Annotated in this window: 19 protein-coding genes and 1 pseudogene; 16 read left to right on the top strand and 4 right to left on the bottom strand. The window is 69.5% G+C overall.

Features of this window, described 5'->3' with window-relative positions; all coding sequences use genetic code 11:
- The first annotated feature begins 17 nt into the window (after positions 1–17).
- The 10 genes and pseudogenes from U1F38_RS07380 to U1F38_RS07335 all read left to right on the top strand — a co-directional run.
- Positions 18–881 carry a branched-chain amino acid ABC transporter permease gene (locus U1F38_RS07380; protein WP_409986406.1) on the top strand — a complete coding sequence of 288 codons (864 nt, stop codon included), beginning with the start codon at positions 18–20 and terminating at the stop codon, positions 879–881.
- Positions 878–1,876, top strand: coding sequence for a branched-chain amino acid ABC transporter permease (locus U1F38_RS07375; protein WP_409986405.1), 999 nt, complete (start codon positions 878–880; stop codon positions 1,874–1,876). Before U1F38_RS07380 ends, U1F38_RS07375 begins: the two co-directional genes overlap by 4 nt.
- The gene (locus U1F38_RS07370; protein WP_409986404.1) at positions 1,869–2,630 is read left to right on the top strand and encodes an ABC transporter ATP-binding protein; all 762 of its coding nucleotides are present in this window, start codon (positions 1,869–1,871) and stop codon (positions 2,628–2,630) included. Before U1F38_RS07375 ends, U1F38_RS07370 begins: the two co-directional genes overlap by 8 nt.
- A 3-nt stretch (positions 2,631–2,633) precedes the next feature.
- Positions 2,634–3,443, top strand: a complete 810-nt coding sequence (locus U1F38_RS07365) for an ABC transporter ATP-binding protein (protein ID WP_409986403.1) — start codon at positions 2,634–2,636, stop codon at positions 3,441–3,443.
- A gap of 141 nt (positions 3,444–3,584) precedes the next feature.
- Complete coding sequence (locus U1F38_RS07360) at positions 3,585–5,300, top strand: ABC transporter permease (protein WP_409986484.1); 1,716 nt, start codon at positions 3,585–3,587, stop codon at positions 5,298–5,300.
- A gap of 192 nt (positions 5,301–5,492) precedes the next feature.
- Positions 5,493–6,833, top strand: coding sequence for an AAA-associated domain-containing protein (locus tag U1F38_RS07355; RefSeq protein WP_409986402.1), 1,341 nt, complete (start codon positions 5,493–5,495; stop codon positions 6,831–6,833).
- Between the two features lie 280 nt (positions 6,834–7,113).
- Positions 7,114–8,019: a CoA transferase gene (locus U1F38_RS07350; RefSeq protein WP_409986401.1), complete on the top strand. Its 906-nt coding sequence runs from the start codon at positions 7,114–7,116 to the stop codon at positions 8,017–8,019.
- Between the two features lie 4 nt (positions 8,020–8,023).
- On the top strand, positions 8,024–8,686 hold the full coding sequence (locus U1F38_RS07345) for a DUF1294 domain-containing protein (RefSeq protein WP_409986400.1): 663 nt from the start codon (positions 8,024–8,026) through the stop codon (positions 8,684–8,686).
- 33 nt (positions 8,687–8,719) lie between these two features.
- The gene (locus U1F38_RS07340; protein WP_409986399.1) at positions 8,720–10,192 is read left to right on the top strand and encodes an RNB domain-containing ribonuclease; all 1,473 of its coding nucleotides are present in this window, start codon (positions 8,720–8,722) and stop codon (positions 10,190–10,192) included.
- Between the two features lie 200 nt (positions 10,193–10,392).
- Positions 10,393–10,626, top strand: a pseudogene (locus U1F38_RS07335) (type I restriction enzyme endonuclease domain-containing protein); the annotation flags it as partial.
- A 79-nt stretch (positions 10,627–10,705) separates the two neighbouring features.
- Here U1F38_RS07335 and U1F38_RS07330 read toward each other — a convergent pair.
- On the bottom strand, positions 10,706–11,215 hold the full coding sequence (locus tag U1F38_RS07330; RefSeq protein ID WP_409986398.1) for a plastocyanin/azurin family copper-binding protein: 510 nt from the start codon (positions 11,213–11,215) through the stop codon (positions 10,706–10,708).
- A 209-nt stretch (positions 11,216–11,424) separates the two neighbouring features.
- Here U1F38_RS07330 and U1F38_RS07325 point away from each other — a divergent pair, with 209 nt between their 5' ends.
- Positions 11,425–11,814 carry a hypothetical protein gene (locus U1F38_RS07325; RefSeq protein ID WP_409986397.1) on the top strand — a complete coding sequence of 130 codons (390 nt, stop codon included), beginning with the start codon at positions 11,425–11,427 and terminating at the stop codon, positions 11,812–11,814.
- 3 nt (positions 11,815–11,817) lie between these two features.
- Here the strand turns inward: U1F38_RS07325 and U1F38_RS07320 are convergent, their stop codons facing one another.
- The gene (locus U1F38_RS07320) at positions 11,818–12,435 is read right to left on the bottom strand and encodes a DUF924 family protein (RefSeq protein ID WP_409986396.1); all 618 of its coding nucleotides are present in this window, start codon (positions 12,433–12,435) and stop codon (positions 11,818–11,820) included.
- Positions 12,436–12,505: 70 nt separating this feature from the next.
- Here U1F38_RS07320 and U1F38_RS07315 point away from each other — a divergent pair, with 70 nt between their 5' ends.
- Together U1F38_RS07315 and fusA are read left to right on the top strand one after the other, a co-directional pair.
- Positions 12,506–13,831: a serine hydrolase domain-containing protein gene (locus U1F38_RS07315; RefSeq protein ID WP_409986395.1), complete on the top strand. Its 1,326-nt coding sequence runs from the start codon at positions 12,506–12,508 to the stop codon at positions 13,829–13,831.
- 110 nt (positions 13,832–13,941) lie between these two features.
- Positions 13,942–15,993, top strand: a complete 2,052-nt coding sequence (gene fusA, locus U1F38_RS07310; RefSeq protein ID WP_409986394.1) for an elongation factor G — start codon at positions 13,942–13,944, stop codon at positions 15,991–15,993.
- A 260-nt stretch (positions 15,994–16,253) separates the two neighbouring features.
- Here the strand turns inward: fusA and U1F38_RS07305 are convergent, their stop codons facing one another.
- Together U1F38_RS07305 and U1F38_RS07300 are read right to left on the bottom strand one after the other, a co-directional pair.
- Positions 16,254–16,739 carry a CHRD domain-containing protein gene (locus tag U1F38_RS07305; protein ID WP_409986393.1) on the bottom strand — a complete coding sequence of 162 codons (486 nt, stop codon included), beginning with the start codon at positions 16,737–16,739 and terminating at the stop codon, positions 16,254–16,256.
- Positions 16,739–17,371, bottom strand: coding sequence for a CHRD domain-containing protein (locus U1F38_RS07300; RefSeq protein WP_409986392.1), 633 nt, complete (start codon positions 17,369–17,371; stop codon positions 16,739–16,741). The genes U1F38_RS07305 and U1F38_RS07300 overlap by 1 nt, the downstream gene beginning before the upstream one ends.
- A 212-nt stretch (positions 17,372–17,583) precedes the next feature.
- Here U1F38_RS07300 and U1F38_RS07295 point away from each other — a divergent pair, with 212 nt between their 5' ends.
- The 3 genes from U1F38_RS07295 to U1F38_RS07285 are packed head-to-tail and all read left to right on the top strand — an operon-like array spanning position 17,584 to position 19,761.
- A complete protein-coding gene (locus U1F38_RS07295; protein ID WP_409986391.1) occupies positions 17,584–17,997 on the top strand; it encodes a PaaI family thioesterase in 414 nt (137 codons plus the stop codon).
- A gap of 16 nt (positions 17,998–18,013) precedes the next feature.
- Complete coding sequence (locus U1F38_RS07290) at positions 18,014–18,559, top strand: DOMON-like domain-containing protein (protein ID WP_409986390.1); 546 nt, start codon at positions 18,014–18,016, stop codon at positions 18,557–18,559.
- Positions 18,556–19,761 carry an exo-beta-N-acetylmuramidase NamZ domain-containing protein gene (locus tag U1F38_RS07285; protein ID WP_409986389.1) on the top strand — a complete coding sequence of 402 codons (1,206 nt, stop codon included), beginning with the start codon at positions 18,556–18,558 and terminating at the stop codon, positions 19,759–19,761. The genes U1F38_RS07290 and U1F38_RS07285 overlap by 4 nt, the downstream gene beginning before the upstream one ends.
- The last annotated feature ends 17 nt before the right edge of the window (positions 19,762–19,778 follow it).

The raw sequence follows: 19,778 nt of genomic DNA, 5'->3' as shown, positions 1-19,778 counted from the left end.
CCTTTCTATTTCACGCCGTGGACCTTGCCAACTTCCTGATCCAGCTGCTCAACAGCGTGCAGTACGGCCTGCTGCTGTTCATGCTGGCCGCGGGCCTGACGCTGATCTTCGGCATCATGGGCGTGGTCAACCTGGCGCACGGCAGCTTCTACATGCTGGGGGCCTATCTGGCGTATGCGCTGTCGGCGCAGCTGGGCAGCTTCACCGCCGCCATCGTGGTGGGCACGGGGCTGTCGGTGGTGTTCGGCCTGGTGCTCGAACGCCTGCTGTTTCGCCATTTCTACCAGCGCGAGCACCTCGACCAGGTGCTGCTGACCTTCGGGCTGATCTACATCTTCGAGGAGTCGCGCTCGCTGCTGTGGGGCGACGACGTGCACGGCGTGCCGGTGCCGCCGCTGCTGACCGGCTCGTTGCCGCTGACCGACACGCTGTCCTACCCGGTGTACCGCCTGTTCATGATGGCGATCTGCGTGGCGCTGGCCGTCGGCCTGTACCTGCTGATCGGCAAGACCCGGCTGGGCATGAAGATTCGCGCCGGCGCCTTCAACCGCGACATGACCGAGTCGCTGGGCATCAACATCAAGCTGATCCACGCCCTGGTGTTCGCCATCGGCGTGGCGCTGGCCACCGTGGCGGGCATGATCGCCGCGCCGGTCTCCAGCGTCTATCCCAACATGGGCTCGTCGGTGCTGATCATGTGCTTCGTGGTGGTCACCATCGGCGGCATCGGCTCGGTGCGCGGCGCGCTCATCGCCGCCCTGCTGGTGGGCCTGGTGGACACCTTCGGCAAGGTGCTGCTGCCGCAGGTCTCCAGCATGGGCGTGTACATGTTGATGGCGGCCGTGCTGCTGTGGAAGCCCGAGGGCCTGTTCAAGTCATGACGGCCCACGCAAGCCCCCTCGAAGCCCTGCCCACCGGCCTGAAGGCCGCCCTGGCCGTGGGCCTGGCCGCGCTGTCGCTGTTTCCCTTCGTCGGCAGCGACTTCTACCAGCAGATGGTCGTGCGCATGATGATCCTGGCGATCTTCGCCATGAGCCTGGATTTGCTGCAGGGCGTCACCGGCCTGGTGTCGCTGGGCCACGCGGCCTACTTCGGCATTGCCGGCTACGCGCTGGCCTTCGTCACGCCGCCGGGCGAGCCCGTCAGCCTGTGGTGGACACTGCCGGCCGCCATGGGGCTGGCGGGTGCAGCGGCGCTGGTGATCGGCTTTTTCGTGGTCCGCACGCGCGGCATCTACTTCATCATGGTCACGCTGGCCTTCGCGCAGATGGTGTTTTACCTGGTGTTCGACAACAAGGCGCTGGGCGGCTCGGACGGCCTGTACATCAATTTTCGGCCCGACGCCGGCGTCTTCGACCTGGAGAACAAGCGCGTCTTCTACTACTTTACCCTGGTCTGCATGCTGGGGGTGTTCGTCTTTTTGCGCCGCCTGCTGTGGAGCCCCTTCGGGCGCGCGCTGGCGGGCATCCGCGTCAACGAGCACCGCATGCGCGCCGTGGGCTACGGCAGCTTTGGCTACAAGCTGGCGGCCTTCACCCTGGCCGGCGCGCTGGCCGGGCTGGCGGGCTACCTGTGGGGTGCGCAAAGCGGCTTCGTCAACCCCGAGCTGATGGGTTTTCACCAGAGCGCGCACGTCATCATGATGGTGATCCTGGGCGGCATGGGCAACTTTGCCGGCGCCATCGTCGGCGCCTTCGCCTTCGAGATCATGCTGGACGTGTTCAAGGACCTGCCGGCCATCGGCGGCTTCGAGACCGGCAAGCACTGGCAGCTGTGGATGGGCCTGTTCATCGTGGCGGTGATCTGCTTTGCGCCGCGCGGCCTGCTGGGCCTCGCGCAGCGCCTGGGCGCGCGGCCGGGAGCGCCCGATGCCTGAAGCCCTGCTGCGCGCACGCGAGCTGACCAAGACCTTCGGCGGGCTGGCCGCCGTCAACAAGGTGTCGCTGGAGCTGTGGCAAGACCGCATCCACGTCGTCATCGGCCCCAACGGCGCCGGCAAGTCCACGCTGACCAACCTGCTGTCGGGTGACCTGCCACCCAGCTCTGGACGCATCGAGCTGGCCGGCCAGGACATCACGCGCGCCGCGCCCGAGCAGATCTCGCGCCAGGGGCTGGGCCGCAGCTACCAGAAGACCAACATCTTCCCCAGCTTCAGCGTGTGGGAAAACATCCGCCTGGCCGCGCAGTCGCGCGCCGCGCAGCAGCCCTGGAACCCGCTGCGCTGGCTGGCCAGCGCGCAGGCCGACCCGGCCGTCAACGAACGCGCCGAAGCCGCGCTGGAGCTGGCGGGCCTGGCCGGGCGGCGCCAGACCATCGCCGGCGCCGCCAGCCACGGCGAGCAGCGCCAGCTGGAAGTGGCCATGACCCTGGCCACCGAGCCGCGCGTGCTGCTGCTGGACGAACCGCTGGCCGGCATGGGCACGGCCGAGGCCGAGCGCATGGTCGAGCTGCTGCTGCGCATCAAGCCGCGCCACGCCATGATGGTGGTCGAGCACGACATCGACGCCATATTCACCCTGGCCGATCACCTGACGGTGATGGTCAACGGCACGGTGATCGCCAGCGGCGAGCCGGCCGCCATCCGCGCCGACCGGGGCGTGCAGGCCGCTTATCTCGGCGAGGACGTTTGACCCATGGCCACCCAAGCCAACGCCAACCTCCCCGACGATCCCAACGACCCGCTGGCGCCGCGCCCGCGTGCCGACGACGTGCCGGCACAACCCGGCGCGGATGGTGATTTGCTGATCCACGCCATCGGCCTGCACAGCTACTACGGCGCCAGCCACATCCTGCGCGGCATCGACTTTGCCGTGCGCCGCGGCGAGACGGTGGGCCTGATGGGCCGCAACGGCATGGGCAAGAGCACGCTGCTGAAATCCATCATGGGCCTGGTCAAACCGCGCGCCGGCGGCGTGCTGGTGATGGGCCGGCCCATGACCGGGCGCGCACCCTACGAGGTGGCGCAACTGGGCGTGGCCTACGTGCCCGAGGGGCGCGGCATCTTCGGCAACCTCTCGGTCACCGAGAATTTGAAGATGGCCGCCCGCGCCGGCACGCGCGGCCAGCGCGACTGGACGTATGAGCGCGTGCTGCAAACCTTTCCGCGCCTGGCCGAGCGCCTGCAGCACGGCGGCCAGCAGCTGTCGGGCGGCGAGCAGCAGATGCTGACCATCGGCCGCGCGCTGATGACCAACCCCGACGTGCTGATCCTGGACGAGGCCACCGAAGGCCTGGCGCCGCTCGTCGCGCGCGAGATCTGGCGCATCTGCGCGCTGATCCGCGAAAGCGGCATCTCCAGCATCATCGTCGACAAGAACTGGCGCCACGTCACCGAAATCGCCGACCGCAACGTGATCCTGGTCAAGGGCGCGGTGGCACTCGAGGCCACGTCCGACGCCATTCGCGCCCAGCCCGACCTGCTGACGCGCCACCTCGGCGTGTAGCCGGGCAGACACCCAGCCCTGCTACGATTCCTGCACTGGCGCCGCCCAAGCGATGGGGGGCGTGTCCTTGCAGTCCTTTGCCCCCCCACCTTTTCCGTGGCACTCTGGCGCCTGAATCCTTCCAGAACCCACCATCCGGCCATGGAGGTGGGCGCGCTGCGCCGCCGGGCGCCCAACATCTGGGACGCGCTGGCCTTCGGCCTGTTGATCAGCACGCTGATTCTGATCGCGCAAACGGCGCGCGAGACCTCGGCGCCGCTGACGGCCCTGCAGCAGCACCCGATTTCGCTGGACGCCGCCGCCCTGCCCGACTACGCCCTGCGCACCACCATGCGCATGCTGGCGGCCATGGCGGCCTCGCTGGTGTTCACCCTGGCCTATGGCGCACTGGCGGCCAAGAGCCGGCGCGCCGAGATGGTGCTGGTGCCGCTCCTGGACATCCTGCAATCGGTGCCCATTCTGGGGTTCTTGTCCTTCACCGTGGTGGGCTTCATGGCCCTGTTTCCGGGCAATGTCATGGGGGTGGAGCTGGCGGCCATCTTTGCCATCTTCACCAGCCAGGCCTGGAACATGACCTTCAGCTTCTACCAGTCGCTGAAAACCGTTCCACCCAACCTGGACGAAGTCGCGCGCAGCTTTCACCTGTCGTCCTGGCAGCGCTTCTGGCGGCTGGAGGTGCCGTTTTCAATGCCCGGGCTGGTGTGGAACGCCATGATGTCGATGTCGGGCGGCTGGTTTTTCGTGGTCGCCTCCGAAGCCATCTCGGTGGGCCACACCACGATCGCCTTGCCGGGCATCGGCTCCTACGTGGCGCTGGCCATCGAGCAGCGCGACCTGGGCGCCATCGGCCTGGCGGTGGGCGCCATGCTGGCCGTGATCCTGCTGTACGACCAGTTGCTGTTTCGCCCGCTGGTGGCCTGGAGCGACAAGTTCCGCGTCGAGCTGTCGGCCGGCGATCCGCCGCCGCGCTCGTGGCTGCTGGTGGCCGCGCACCGCACGCGCATCGCCAGCCGCCTGCTGGCCCCCGCGGCGGCAGCCGTGGCCCGCCTGTCCACGCAGCGCCTGCAGATCGGCAAGGGCTCACCGCCGCCCGCCCGCGATGCCAAAGGCAGCCCCGGCGCCGACCGGCTGTGGCGCGCGGCCGTGTTCGTCGGCGTCCTCGCCGCGGCCGGCTACATCGGGGCGTATCTGGCCGCCGGCGTCTCGCTCGACGAGGTGGCGCGGGCGCTGGGCCTGGGCTTGATCACCCTGCTGCGCGTGGCCGTGCTGATGGCGCTGGCCACCGTGGTGTGGGTGCCCATTGGCGTGTGGATCGGGCTGCGCCCGCGCGTGGCCCGCGTGGTGCAGCCGCTGGCGCAGTTTCTGGCGGCGTTCCCGGCCAACCTGGTGTTTCCGTTCGCGGTGGTGGCCATCGTGCGCTGGCATCTGGCGCCCGACGTGTGGCTGTCGCCGCTGATGGTGCTGGGCACGCAGTGGTACATCCTGTTCAATGTAATCGCCGGCGCCAGCGCCTTCCCCAATGACCTGAAGGAAGCCGCCGCCAGCTTTCACATCCGCGGCTGGCGCTGGTGGCGCCAGGTCATTTTGCCGGGCATCTTTCCGTACTACGTCACGGGCGCCATCACCGCCAGCGGCGGCTCCTGGAACGCCTCCATCGTGGCCGAGGTGGCCAGCTGGGGCGACACCACCTTGCACGCACACGGTCTGGGCGCCTACATCGCCGACGCCACCAGCGCGGGCGACGACCACCGTGTGGTGCTGGGCGTGGTGATCATGTCGGCCCTGGTCATCGCCTTCAACCGCGTGCTGTGGCGCCCGCTGTACGACCTCGCTACGCGACGGTTGCGGCTTGATTGAAATGTCTCACCCCCAGTCTCCACACGCTTCGCGTTGTTGCGCCTTCCCCCGTCCGGGGGCATCGCCAGTGACCGGGGGAACCCCGGCCACGGCGATCGCTGGCATGGCCTGCTCCGCGGCCCTCGGGCACTTTGAGGTTTATCGTCTGCCGGCGCAATCACGCGCCAGCGTTGACTGAAAGACGCAGACACCATGGACAGCACGCAAGAGCCCTTGACCCAGAGAGCTGATACGAACGCTCTGGTGCAGATCGAGGGCGTACGCCAGATTTATCACAAAAGCGACAACGCCGACCTGGTGGTGCTGGACGACGTTTCGCTCACCGTGCGCGAGGGCGAAATCGTCGGTTTGCTCGGCCGCTCGGGCTCGGGCAAATCCACGCTGCTGCGCATCATCTCGGGCCTGCTGGTGCCCACCGCCGGCCAGGTGCGCTGGCGCGGCGCGCCGGTGCTGGGGCCGTGCGAGGGCATCGCCATGGTGTTCCAGAGCTTCGCGCTCTTCCCCTGGCTCACGGTGCTGCAAAACGTGCTGCTGGGGCTGGAGGCGCTGGGTGTGCCGGCCGCCGAGGCGCGCCACCGCGCGCTGGAGGCGATCGACCTGATCGGCCTGGACGGTTTCGAGAGCGCCTATCCCAAGGAACTGTCGGGCGGCATGCGCCAGCGCGTGGGCTTTGCGCGCGCGCTGGTGGTGCACCCGCACCTGCTGCTGATGGACGAGCCGTTCTCGGCGCTGGACGTGCTGACCGCCGAGACCCTGCGCACCGACATCATCGCGTTGTGGAGCGAAGGGCGCCTGCCGATCCAGTCGATCCTGATCGTCACCCACAACATCGAAGAGGCGGTGCTGATGTGCGACCGCGTCCTGATCTTCGCCTCCAACCCCGGGCGCGTGGCGCGCGAGATCCGGGTCGATCTGCCGCACCCGCGCAACCGGCTGGACCCGGCCTTTCGCGAGCTGGTGGACGACATCTACGGCCTGATGACCCAGCGCGACGCCGCGCGGGCGCAGGACAGGCGCGGCATCGATGCCATCCCGGGCACGGGCATCGGCCTGGCGCTGCCCAAGGTGTCCACCAACCGCCTGTCGGGCCTGATCGAGCTGCTGGCCGCGCCACCCTACCACGGCAAGGCCGACCTGCCCGACGTGGCCGCGGCGCTGCAAATGGAGGCCGACGAGCTGTTCCCCGCCGTCGAGACGCTGCAACTGCTGCGCCTGGCCGAGATGGCCGAAGGCGACGTGCAGTTGACCGACGCCGGCCGCCGCTTTGCCGACCAGGGCGTGGACGCGCGCAAGCGCCTGTTTCGCGAGCACCTGCTGGCCTACGTGCCGCTGGCGGCGCTGATCCGCAGCGTGCTGGACGAGCGCGCCAGCCACCGCGCGCCCTTCGTGCGCTTTTCCGAACAGTTGGAAGACCACATGTCCGAGGAACGCGCCGAGGACACCATGCGCGCCATCATCACCTGGGGGCGCTACGCCGAACTGTTCGGCTACGATGAACAGACCCAGCAGTTCAATCTCGAGAACCCGGTGTAATGAAACACCCCCAGTCTTCACTCGCTGCGCGATGTTTCGCCTTCCCCCAAGGGGGCTGAGGGCTGCGGCTCCAAGCCTGCTTGCGCAGGCTTGGACAGCCCGAAGAGGCGGTGCCTCTGGCACCGCCGCGGCCTGCAAGGCTCGCCAGTGACCGGGGAAACCCCGGCCACGGCGATCGCTGGCTTGGCCAGCTCCGCGGCCGTTCGGCTCTTTGGGCTTCAACACCTGCGAGTGGCGCGCAACGCCAAGAATGACTGAACCCAACCCCGAGCAACGTCTCATGCCCCAATCCACCTCCTTCCGCCCCCTGCGCGGCACGCGCATCGTCAGCCTGGCGCTCAACCTGCCCGGCCCGGCGGCGCTGATGCGCCTGCGTGCGCTGGGCGCGCGCTGCCTCAAGGTCGAGCCGCCCGGCCCGGCGCCCACCGTCAGCGGCGACCCGATGGGCCAGTACAACCCCGACGCCTACGGCCAGATGCACGCGGGCATCCGCGCCCTCACCATCGACCTCAAGAGCGAGCGCGGCCGCGCGCGCCTGGCGCGCGAGCTGGCCGCCACCGACGTGCTGCTGACCTCGTTTCGCCCCTCGGCGCTGGCCAAGCTGGGCTTGTCGTGGAGCGCGTTGCGCCGCGCGCATCCGCAACTGTCGCTGGTCGAAATCGTCGGCGCGTCGGGCGAGCGCGCCGAGGAACCGGGGCACGACCTGACCTATTTGGCCGAGGCGGGCCTGATCACCGGCACCGCCCTGCCCCCCACCCTGCTGGCCGACATGACCGGTGCGCTACTGGCCGTCGAGGCCACGCTGGCCGCCTTGCTGCAAGCGCGCGCCAGCGGCCGCGGCGTGCACCGCGAAGTCACCCTGCTGGGCGCCGCCCAGTGGCTGGCCCTGCCGCGCGACTGGGGCCTGACCCTGCCCAGCGGCGCCGTGGGCGGCGCACACGCCGGCTACAAGGTCTATCCCTGCAGGGACGGCCGCGTGGCCTTTGCCGCGCTGGAGCCGCACTTTGCCGCCGCCCTGCTCAAGGCCGCCGGCCTGCCCATGCCCGATTTGCGCGCGCCCTTCGCCCCCGCCACGCACGCCGCCATCGCCGCCTGGGCGCTGGGCAAGACGCGCCGCGAGCTGGGCGTGTTGGGCCGCGCGCACGACATTCCGCTGTACACGCTGGCACCGGCCAAGGCAGGTTGACGCGATGCGCGAGCAAGGCAACGTGCGCCGCTGGGACGCGGCCAAGGGCTTCGGCTTCATCCAGGGCGCGCGCAGCGCCAGCGTGTTCTTTCACATCCGCGACTTTCGCGGCAGCACCCCGCCCGCCGAAGGCCTGCGCGTCAGCTTCGAGGAAATCCAGGTCGGCGGCAAGGGCCCACGCGCCATGGACGTGCGGCCGCTGGCCGAGGCGGCGGCCTCCGCTGCGCCGCGCCGCAACGGCCCGCGCCCAGCCGACGCCCGCGTGCGCCCGGCGCCGCGGCGCGAGCCCGAGCCCCCCACCGGCTCCGGCTTGGCCGCGCTGCTGATGCTGGGCTGGCTGGCCCTGCTGGCCTGGGGCGCATGGTCGCAGCGCCTGCCGCTGTGGCTGCTGGGCGCGCTGGCGGCGCTCAACCTCGTCACCTATGCCGCCTACGCCGCCGACAAAAGCGCAGCCCGGCGCGGTGGCTGGCGCACGTCCGAGCAGCAGCTGCATCTGCTGGCCCTGCTGGGCGGCTGGCCCGCCGCCTGGTGGGCGCAGCAGCGCCTGCGGCACAAGTCCAGCAAGCCCGAATTTCGGCGTGTGTACTGGGCCACCATCGTGCTGAATTGCGCGGCGCTGGGGTTCGTGCTCGGCCGCGCTGGTCTGCTGGCGGGCGCGCTGCCCTGATGGCTTGCCTATGATGGTCACCCGGAGGCCATCATGAACAACAAGCTGCACCCCCACCAAAAAGAAGAACTGGCCGAGCTGGCCGTGGCCGCCATGCGCGAGCGCGGCCTGCAGCCCGAGTTTTCGGGCCCGGCGCTGCAACAGCTGCGCGCCATCGACGGGCCGGGCACGGCCGATGGCGCGGACATTGCCGACCTGAGCGGCCTGCTCTGGTGCTCGATCGACAACGACGACTCGCGCGACCTGGACCAGATCACCGTCAGCGAGACGCTGGCCGACGGCAGCGTGAAGATTTTGGTGGCCATCGCCGACGTCGATGCGCTGATCAAGAAGGACAGCGCCATCGACCGCCACGCGCAAATCAACACCACCAGCGTCTACACCTCGGCGCGCATCTTTCCGATGCTGCCCGAAAAACTTTCGACCGACCTCACCTCGCTCAACCCCAGCCAGACGCGCGTGGCCAACGTCACCGAGATGGTGTTCGCCCCCAACGGTGATCTGTTGCGCAGCCACATCCAGCGCGCGCGCGTGCGCAACCAGGCGCAACTGGCCTACGACGCCGTGTCCGCCTGGCTCACCGGAGACGGCCCGCTGCCCGAGGCCGCCGACCGCGTGCCCGGCATGGACCAGCAGTTGCGCACGCAGGACTCGGTGGCCCAGCAATTGCGCGCGCGCCGGCGCGAGCAGGGTTCGCTCGAATTCCAGACCCTGCAGCCGCGCGCCGAGTTCGACGGTGACCGGGTGGTGGCCATCCGCCAGCAGGAGCAAAACCGCGCCCGCCAACTGATCGAGGAATTCATGGTCGCCACCAACGGCGTGACCGCGCGCTACCTGGCCGGCAAGCGCCGCGCTGCCATCCGCCGCGTGGTGCGCTCGCCCGAGCGCTGGGCCCGCATTGCCGAGGTGGCGGCCGAGCGTGGTACCACGCTGCCGCCCGAGCCCGACTCCCGGGCGCTCGAGCAATTTCTGGCCGCCGAGCGCCGGCGCGACCCCGAGCGCTTTCCCGACCTGTCGCTCACCATCGTCAAGCTGATGGGCCGCGGCGAATACGTGCTCGAGCACCCCGGCGGCCCCGCCATCGGCCACTTTGGCCTGGCCGTGCGCGACTACTCGCACAGCACCGCGCCCAACCGCCGTTACCCCGACCTGATCACCGGCCGCCTGATCAAGGCCGCCCTGGCCAGCGAGCCGGCGCCCTACTCCAACACCGAGCTGGAGATGCTGGCCAACCACTGCACGCGCCAGGAAGACGCCGCCAACAAGGTCGAGCGCCAGCTGCGCAAGTCCGAAGCCGCCATGCTGCTGGAAGGCCGCATCGGCGAGGTGTTCGACGGCGTCGTCACGGGCCAGTCCAAGGGCAACACCTGGCTGCGCATCTTCGAGCCGCCCGCCGACGGCATGCTGCTGCCCAGCCGCGCCGTCAAGGTGGGCGACAAGCTGCGCGCCAAGCTGGTGGACACCAACGTGACGCGCGGCTTCATCGACTTCGAGCAGGTCGAATGAGCACGAACGGCGCGGCACCCGGCAGGCGGGGTTGAGGGCGACTTGCCGGGCCGCGCCTTGCCAATCAATTCTACAATTTTGATAGCTACCTGCGCTTGCCAGACGGGCGCCACAGGCCAATTCAGCTTATAAATCCTGTCCATGCCCAACGACCTCAAGAAAGCCCTCTGGGCCACCGCCGACAAGTGGCCTTTGTGCAGGCGGTGCGCGAGCTGAGCGCCGCCACGCTGAAGAAGATCGCCCAGGAGCTGACCGACAGCCTGCGCCGCAACATCACCGCGGACTGGGCCCGCCACGACAGCGTGCGCGCCAAGCTGCGTCTGATGGTCAAGCGCATCCTGCGCAAGTACAAGTACCCGCCCGACCAGCAGGAGGGCGCGGTGGAACTGGTCTTGCAGCAGGCCGAAGAGCTGGGTGAGAGCTGGGTGGCGTGAGGGCCGCAGCGTCACGCGCCGAAGCAAAAACCCCGGCCCCGCCTTGGCGGGGTGCGCGGCGCGCCGTCTCAGCTCCTGCTCAGTGGTGCGCCGGATCGCGGCTGACCACGATGACGCCCTTCATGCCGGCCTCGTAGTGGCCGGGGATCAGACAGCCGAAGTCGACCACGCCGGCCCGGGTGAACTGCCAGACGATCTCGCCCTGCTGGCCCGGCTCCAGGGTCAGCTTGCCCGGTTCGTCGTGCGCCATGTCCGGGTGCTTTCTCATCTGCTCCAGGTGTTCCAGCAACTCCTGCCTGGTGCCCAGGTTGATCTCGTGCCTGATCTGGCCCGTGTTCCGGACAAGCAGGCGCACGGTCTCGCCCTGCCGGACCGTCAGCCTGGCGGGCGTGAAGCGCATGGCGTCGCTCATCTCGATGGCGACGCTGCGCCGGGCCTGGGCGGCGCTGCCGGGCTGGCCGATGGCCGTCGCGCCGCCCCCATCATGGTTGTGGCTGCCCGCGTGCGTGCCGCTGGCCAGGGCAGCGCCCGAAGCGGCCAGCGCAAGCACGGCCAGCAGGTGGGACACGGTGGATTGCTTCGGTTTCATGCAAGGCCTCTCAAGCAAATGATCTGGCGTCGGTGCGCCGGCCTTTGATGCGGCCCGGCACGCCAGCGCGAGTGCCGATCTTATGCGGCCGGCGCCTGGTGGACGGCAACGCGCACCGCGCGCCCTGCGCTCCTACAATCGCGAACGCGCCTGACGCAGCGCGCCCATCGACGGCCCTGCGCGACGCATGTTCCATCGAAAGGCCTGTCATGACGCGCTTTGCCCCCGTTGCCGTTTTGTTCCTCCTGACCCTCACCGGCTGCGGACTGCAGCAATCCGTGCATGAGGACGACCTGCGTCGCAGCCGCGCGCAGTGCTCCGAATACGGCTTTGCCCCCGATTCGGTGCCCTATGCCCAGTGCATGCAAAGCGCCATGCAGCACATCGACGCGCAGCGCACCGCCAATTTCCAGCGCAGCATGGGCAACAACGCGGCCATGGGAAACCACGGCATGGGCACGGCGCCGTCCGCCCCCACCATTTCGCTGGACTTCGGCAAATCCACCTCGACCTCCATCACCAACGAAACGCACATCACCCAGCCGCCCAACGTCACCTGCGCCACGGCAGGCAACGCGGGGCGCTGCGCCAGCAACTGAGCCTCAGAACCCCGCGCCCGGCTGCGCCAGGTAGGCCAACTCCTCGGGCGTGCTGGCGCGCCCCAGGACGGCGTTGCGGTGCGCAAAGCGCCCAAAGCGCGCGATCACGTCCTGGTGCTTGCGGGCGTATTCCAGCGTGCCGTCGAAGAACGCCTTGGGCTGGGCGTCGGCCGCGTCGCGCAGCGCCGCGAACAGCGCCACGCTGCGCGCCTGCATGGCGGCGTCCTCGGCGTGCTCCAGCGGCAGGTAGCAAAAGATGCGCGCCATGGGCGGCACGGCCTGGTCGTGGCCGCGCTCAATGCCCTCCAGCGCAAGGGCCAAGGCCTGGGCGTCGGCGGCAAAGCTCTCGGGCCGGCCACGAAACACGTTGCGGCTGAACTGGTCGAGCACGATCAGAAGCGCCAGGCGACCTTCGGCATTCTCGGCCCAGGCATCCAGCCGCCCGGTGCGCGCGGCCTCGACGGTGGCGCCAAAGCGCTGGCGCAGCATGGCGTCGAACGCCTCGTCCTTCTGAAACCACTGCGCCTGCACGCGCTGCATGGCGGCGGCATCGAGCGGGTGGGCGCCAAACCAAGTGACCAGCACGGCGGCCGGCGTGATGTCGAAGTCATTGGTGTTCATGGCCGCAGCATAGCGAACCACGCTTATGATGCCTGTGCGTGAGCCCGCAAGTACAACCAGGGAGACTCGAATGATGCGACCTCTTGCAATCCGCGTGGTACTTTCCGCGCTGCTCGGCGTGGGCGTGATGGGCGGCGCCGTCGCCCAAACGGCCGCACCGCCCAGCGCGCAAAATTCCGATCCCGACAAGCTGGGCTGGATGCTTGGCTCGCCGCCGCCGCCGGACAAGATCATCAGATGGGCGGATGGATCGTTTCTCAAGTTTCCCCAGTTGCGCTGGACGTTCTCCAACATCCGCCAATTGGTGCCGACCACCAACGTCTCGCGCGGCTTGCTGCCGCCCACGCCGCTGCCACGCGCCGAGCGACGCGATCTGGATGCGGTCAGCTTTGTGCCGCTGGGCAAGACCGAGCCCATGACTTGGGGCCAGGCGTTCGATGCCAACTACACGGACGGCGTGGTGGTGCTGCACAAGGGGCGTGTGGTGTACGAGCGCTACGCAGGGGCGCTCACACCCACCGGCCAACACCTCGCGCACTCGGTCACCAAGTCGTTCTTCGGCACCTTGGGTGAAGTTCTGGTTGCCGAAGGCAAGATCGACGAGAACGCCAAGGTGACGCAGTACGTGCCGGAGCTGAAAGACAGCGCCTTCGGCGACGCTACCGTGCGCCAGGTGATGGACATGCGCACCGGTTTGCGGTACAGCGAGAAATATGCCGACCCCAAGGCCGAGATCTGGGACCACGTGCGCGCTGGCGGCGTGCTGCCGCGCCCGCCCAACTACGCGGGGCCAAAAACGTTTTACGAATTCCTGCAGACGGTGAAGAAGGAAGGCGAACACGGCGGCGCATTCGCCTACAAGACGGTGAACTCGGACGTGCTGGGCTGGATCATCCGCCGGGCAACCGGCCAGTCGGTGGGGCAGGTGTTGTCTGAACGCATCTGGAGCCGAATGGGCATGGAGCAAGACGCCTACTTTGAAGTGGACAGCGTTGGCACCGAATTCGCCGGCGGCGGCCTCAACGCGGGCTTGCGCGATCTGGCGCGCTTTGGCGAGATGATGCGCCGCGGCGGCGAATGGAACGGTCAGCAGATCATCCCGCGCTCGGTGGTTGAGGACATCCGCAAAGGCGGTGACCGCGACGCCTTCGCCAAGGCAGGCTACGACCTGCTGCCCGGCTGGAGCTACCGCGACATGTGGTGGGTCACGCACAACGAGCACGGCGCATACGGCGCGCGTGGCGTCTATGGTCAAGCCATCTACATCGACCCCAAGGCCGAGATGGTGATCGCGCGCTTTGCCTCGCACCCGGTGGCGGCCAACGCGGGCAACGACCCCACTTCGCTGCCCGCCTATCACGCGTTGGCCAAATACCTGATGGCTCATCCGCAGTAGGACACGCCGTCGCGCGTGCATGTCGGCAAGCGATTGCGATTCCGGTAAGCGATGGGTGCAACGCAGCAATGGAGCTGGCATGATGGCCCCTGATTGAGGAGTGACCCGCGATGACAGCCAGCGCCCCCGCATCCGTCGAATCGATCCGCACGCTCGCCCTGGTGGGCGCAACGGGCAGCGGCAAGACCACCCTGGCCGAGGCCTTGCTGCACGCCAGCGGCGCCATCGGGGCGATGGGCAGCGTGGAGCGCGGCAGCACCGTGAGCGACCACGATCCGATGGAGGTCAAGGCCCAGCACTCGCTGCAGGCCTCGGTGCTGCACCTGGAGCACGCCGGCTGCCGCGTGCACCTGATCGACACCCCCGGCCTGCCCGACTTCAGCGGCCAGAGCCTGGCGGCGCTGGAGGCGGTGGAGACCGCCGCCATCGTCATCAGCGCGGCGGCCGGCATCGAGCCGATGGCGCGGCGCATGATGGCGCAGGCGGCCGAGCGCCAGCTCGACCGTCTGATCATCGTCAACAAGATCGACGCCGAAGGCGCCGACCTGGCCGGCCTGCTGGCCGACATCCAGGCCAGCTTCGGCAAGCCCTGCCTGCCGCTGAACCTGCCCGATGCGGGGGCCACCCGGGTGGTCGATTGTTTCTACAACCGCGAGGGCCACAGCGATTTCGGCGCGGTGGCCGACGCGCACCGCGCCCTGGTCGAGCAGGTGGTCGAGGTCGATGCCGCCTTCGTGGACCGCTACCTGAGCGAGGGCGACGTGGACGCCAGCGAGCTGCACGCGCCGCTGGAGCAGGCGCTGCGCGAAGGCCACCTGGTGCCCGTGTGCTTTGTCTCGGCGCGCAGCGGCGCAGGCGTGGCCGAGCTACTGGACGTCATCGCCCGGCTGCTGGCCAACCCCACCGAAGGCAACCCGCCCGACTTCCTGAACGGCGAGGGCGAAGCCGCCCAGCTGCTGCACGCGCAGGCCGACCCGGCGGCGCCGGTGCTGGCGCACGTGTTTCGCATCAGCATCGACCCTTTCGTGGGCAAGCTCGGCTTTGTGCGCGTCCACCAGGGCACCATCGCGCCGGGCACGCAGTTGTTCGTGGGCGAGGGGCGCAAGCCCTTCAAGGTGGGCCACCTCTATCTGCAACAAGGCAAGAGCCATGCCGAGCTGGCGGCGGCCGGCCCGGGCACGATCTGCGCCATCGCCAAGGTGGACGAGCTGCAGTTCGACGCCGTGCTGCACGACGCCGCCGAGCATGAGCACGTGCACTTGAAGCCTCTGCCCTTTCCAGTGCCGGTGCATGGCGTGGCGCTCAGCCCCAAGCGGCGCGGCGACGAGCAGCGCCTGTGGGAGGTGGTGGCCAAGCTGGTGGCCGAAGACCCCTGCCTGCGGCTGGAGCGCGCCGCCGGCACGCACGAGACCATCGTGCGCGGCCTGGGCGAGTTGCACCTGCGCGTGCTGCTGGAGCGCCTGCGCGACGTGCACAAGTTCGAGGTGGACACCCGCCCGCCGCGCATCGCCTACCGCGAGACCATCACGCAAAACGCCGCCGCGCAGTACCGCCACAAAAAGCAGAGCGGCGGCGCCGGCCAGTTCGGCGAGGTGCACCTGCGCGTGGAGCCGCTGCCGCGCGGCGCCGGCTTCGAGTTTGTGGACCAGGTCAAGGGCGGCACCATTCCGGGCCAGTTCATGCCGGCCGTTGAAAAAGGCGTGCGCGAGGCGCTGGCCGAGGGCGTCATCGCCGGCTATCCGGTGCAGGACGTGCGCGTGATCGTGCACGAGGGCAAGCACCACCCGGTGGACAGCAAGGAAGTGGCCTTCGTCACCGCCGGCAAAAAGGCGTTTCAGGCCGCCGTGCGCGAGGCGCGGCCGGTGGTGCTGGAGCCGATCGCGCGCCTGTTGATCACCGCGCCCGACAGCGCCACCGGCGCCATCACGGGCGATCTGTCGGCGCGCCGCGGCATCGTCAGCGGCACCGACAGCGGCCGCCATGGCGAGCTGACCATCACCGGCCAGGCGCCGCTGGCCGAGCTGACGGACTACCAGAGCCGGCTCAACGCCATGACCGCGGGCCAGGGCAGCTACGCCCTGGCGCTGTCGCACTACGCGGCGGTGCCGCCGGCGGTGCAGCAGCAACTGGTCAGTCAGTATCAGCAGCCCGCGGAGGAATAGTCAACGTCAGTGAACCACCGCACTTCGCGTGACTTGCAGCCGGTGAAACCCAAAGAGCCCGAAGGCCGCGGAGCAGGCCGTGCCAGCGATCGCCGTGGAAGGGCTATGCCCGCTCACAGGCGATGCCCCCTTCAAGGGGGCTGAGGTCTGCGGCTCCAGACCTGCCTGCGCAGGTCTGGACAGACCGAAGGGCCGCCGCCTCTGGCGGCGCGCACCAGGCAACCCATCGCGCAGCGAGTGGAAACTGGGGGTGTTTCATTTCACCGCCGCTGCTCGATCAGCGGCCCGCGCAATTCGCCGTCGGGATAGCGCGCCGTCGGCAGGTTGACGTACCACTGCCCGGTCAGCAGGTCGGCGCGCTGCCGGGCCGTCAGCATGGCGCGGCCCTCGGCGGGGCTTTGCACCGTGCGTCCCAGCGAGACCACGGGCGGCGCGATCTCGCCGCTCATGCCCGGGCTGTGGAACGCGCCCCCCCGCACCGGGCCGCTCAGGCCGCTGAAGCTGAGCTTCCAGCGCAGCAGACCGGTGTTGCGGTTGAGCACCGCCACCAGCTCGCCCTGCGCGCGGCTGTCATTGGCCGGCACAGCCTGCTGCCCGTTCAGATGGGCGCTGAAGGCCGCCAGCTCGGGCATCTGGCCGGACACCGGCGGCGGCGGCGCGCCGCGCGGAGCCGGCGCAGGCACCAACGCACAACCGGCCAGCACGGCCGCCAGCAGGCCGCTTGCGGCAACACGGGTGAGCCGCATCAGTTGACCACCCGCAACTGGCCGCGCAACTCGCCTTGCGGATAGCTGCTGGTAAACACGCTGACATACCACAGGCCGCTGAGCATGTCGGTGGCCTGCGACGGCGTGAGTGTGGCGCGCCCCTCGTAGCGGTCGCCGAAAGGCCCGGGCCACAGCAGCACGGGTTGGGCGATCTGCGTCGCGTCGGCCGGGCCGCGAAACTGCACCGCCGTGATGGCACCAGCCAGGCCGCTCCAGGACGCTTTCCAGCGCAGCACGCGGGTGGCGCCGTCGTACAGCGCGTCGAGCTGGCCCGTGGCGCCGCTGCGCGCCGGCGGGATCACGCTGGCGCCGTCCAGCTGCGTGGTCAGGGTCACCAGGTTCGGGTTGGCGGACGGCGAGGCCGCAGGAGGCGCCGGCACCGGCGTGCCGATGGGCGGCAGCGGCTGCGGCACCGACTGCGGCGGCGGCACCGGCATGGGCTGCACCGTGGGCGGCGCCTCTGCCGGGTTGGCCGGCAAGGACTCGGGCATGCGGATCGGCGGCGGGCTGTAGCGCGGCCCCAGGTCGACCGTGCCGCAGGCACTGGCCAGCACCGCGGCAGCCAAAAGAGCCAACACCGCGCGCCATCGAATCGAGCTGGAAAGAAACATGGACAAACCTCCTTGGCATCAATGCACATCTGCACCGGCGCCCCCGGGTGCATTCTTGTGAAGCAATTGTAGGCAGGGCGCATGACCGCCACCGTAACGGGCTGCACCCATGCGGGCTGCTATGCTGGGACGCCCTGCCACACGCTCCGCGGCCATTGGGCTCCTTGCGTTTCATCGGCTGCGGCTGGCGCGCAGCGCCATGGATAACCGACATGCTCGACCTCAGCACCCTGCAAAGCCTTCTGGACCCCCTGCTGCCCGGCCTGATGGGCGTGCGGCTGCTGGCCGTGTCGCCCGAGCGCGTGCGCGCCGAAATGACCGTGCGCCCCGACCTGTGCACCGCCGGCGGGCGGCTGCACGGCGGCTCGTTCATGGCCTTTGCCGACACCCTGGGCGCGGTCGGCACGGTGCTCAACCTGAAAGCCGGCCAGAGCACCACCACCACGGACTCCAGCACCAAGTTCATCGCTGGCGCCGCCGTGGGCACCGTGGTGACCGGCGAAGCCGTGGCCTTGCACCGCGGGCGCAGCACCCAGGTGTGGCAAACCACCGTCACCAATGCCGACGGCAAGCTGTGCGCGGTGGTCACGCAGACCCAGCTGATCCTGGAGCCGAAGCCGGCCTGACGCACGGGCCACAAGCATGATCCGCTGGCCACTGGTGCCCCATCCGGCCACGCCCTGCGCGTCGGTCCAGCGGCTGGACGCAGCCCTGGCGCACGGGCCCGACGGCTGGCGCCTGCGCTACACGCTGGTGGGCGCGCTGTCCACTCTGCGCCTGCCGCCCCCGGCCGACCGTCCGCGCCCCACCGACGGCCTGTGGCGCCACACCTGCTTCGAGGCCTTTGTCGGCACGGCGGACAGCCCGCGCTATGCCGAATTCAATTTTTCCCCCTCGGGCGACTGGGCCGTCTACAGCTTCGCTGCCGAGCGTCAACGCGACGACGCGACGCCCACCGGGCCCGCCCCGCGCATCGCCCGCACCCACGACGCGCACGCGCTCCAGCTGGATGCCTGGCTGCCCACGGGCGCGCTGCCCGCAGCTGGCAGCGTGCTGGGCCTGAGCGCCGTCATCGAAACCGCCGACGGCACGCTCAGCTACTGGGCGCTGGCGCACCCGCGCGCGCAGCCCGATTTTCATGACCGCGCCGGCTGGACGGCGCGCGTGCCCGACAATCGCCGTCCATGAAATTCGGCCTTGAACGCTTTCTGCAAGACCCCGCCCTGCGCGCACCCCTGAAGGGCCGGCGCGTGGCGCTGCTGGCCCACCCGGCCTCGGTCACGCGCGACCTCACGCATGCGCTCGACGCCCTGGCCGCCCTGCCCGACGTGCGCCTCACGGCCGCCTTCGGCCCCCAGCACGGCCTGCGCGGCGACAAGCAGGACAACATGGTCGAGTCGAGCGACTACACCGATCCGCGCCTTGGCATCCCGGTGTTCAGCCTGTACGGCACGGTGCGCCGCCCGACGCCCGCCATGCTGGACAGCTTCGACGTGCTGCTGGTGGACTTGCAGGACCTGGGCTGCCGCATCTACACCTTCATCACCACGCTGCGCTACGTGCTGGAGGCCGCCAGTGCGCACGGCAAGGCGGTGTGGGTGCTGGACCGCCCCAACCCCGCCGGCCGGCCCGTGGAAGGCTTGACGCTGCGCGAAGGCTGGGAGAGCTTTGTCGGCGCCGGCCCCATGCCCATGCGCCACGGCCTGACACTGGGCGAGCTGGGCCACTGGTTCATCGCGCACCTGGGCCTTCAGCTTGAATACCGCGTGATCGCCATGCAAGGCTGGCAAGCCGATGCCGCGCCCGGCTTTGGTTGGCCCACCGAACGTACCTGGGTCAACCCCAGCCCCAACGCCGCGTCCTTGGGCATGGCGCGCGCCTACGCCGGCACCGTGATGCTGGAGGGCACCACGCTGTCCGAAGGCCGCGGCACCACGCGCGCGCTGGAGCTGTGTGGCGCGCCCGACATCGACACGCACCGCCTGCTGGCCGACATGCGTGCCATGGCGCCCGAATGGCTTGCCGGCTGCCGCCTGCGCGAATGCTGGTTCGAGCCCACCTTCCACAAGCACGCCGGCCAGTTGTGCGCCGGCGTGCAGATTCACGTCGAAGACCCCACGCACTACGACCACGCCGCCTTCAAGCCCTGGCGCCTGCAGGCGCTGGCCTTCAAGGCGCTGCGCCGGCAAGCGCCCGATTACCCGCTGTGGCGCGACTTTGCGTATGAATACGAGCACGAGCGCCTGGCCATCGACCTGATCAACGGCGGCCCGCTGCTGCGCGAGTGGGTGGACGACCCGAAAGCCCCGCCAGCCGCGCTCCACGCACTGGCAACGGCCGACGAGCAGGCCTGGCTGCACGCGCGCCAACCGTACTTGATTTATGAATGAAATCGGGCTACAGCGCT

The sequence above is a fragment of the Ottowia sp. genome (assembly GCF_046348305.1).
Lineage (GTDB): Bacteria > Pseudomonadota > Gammaproteobacteria > Burkholderiales > Burkholderiaceae_C > Ottowia.
The sequence above is the reverse complement of the archived record's forward strand: the minus strand, read 5'-3'. Positions and strand labels throughout refer to the sequence as shown.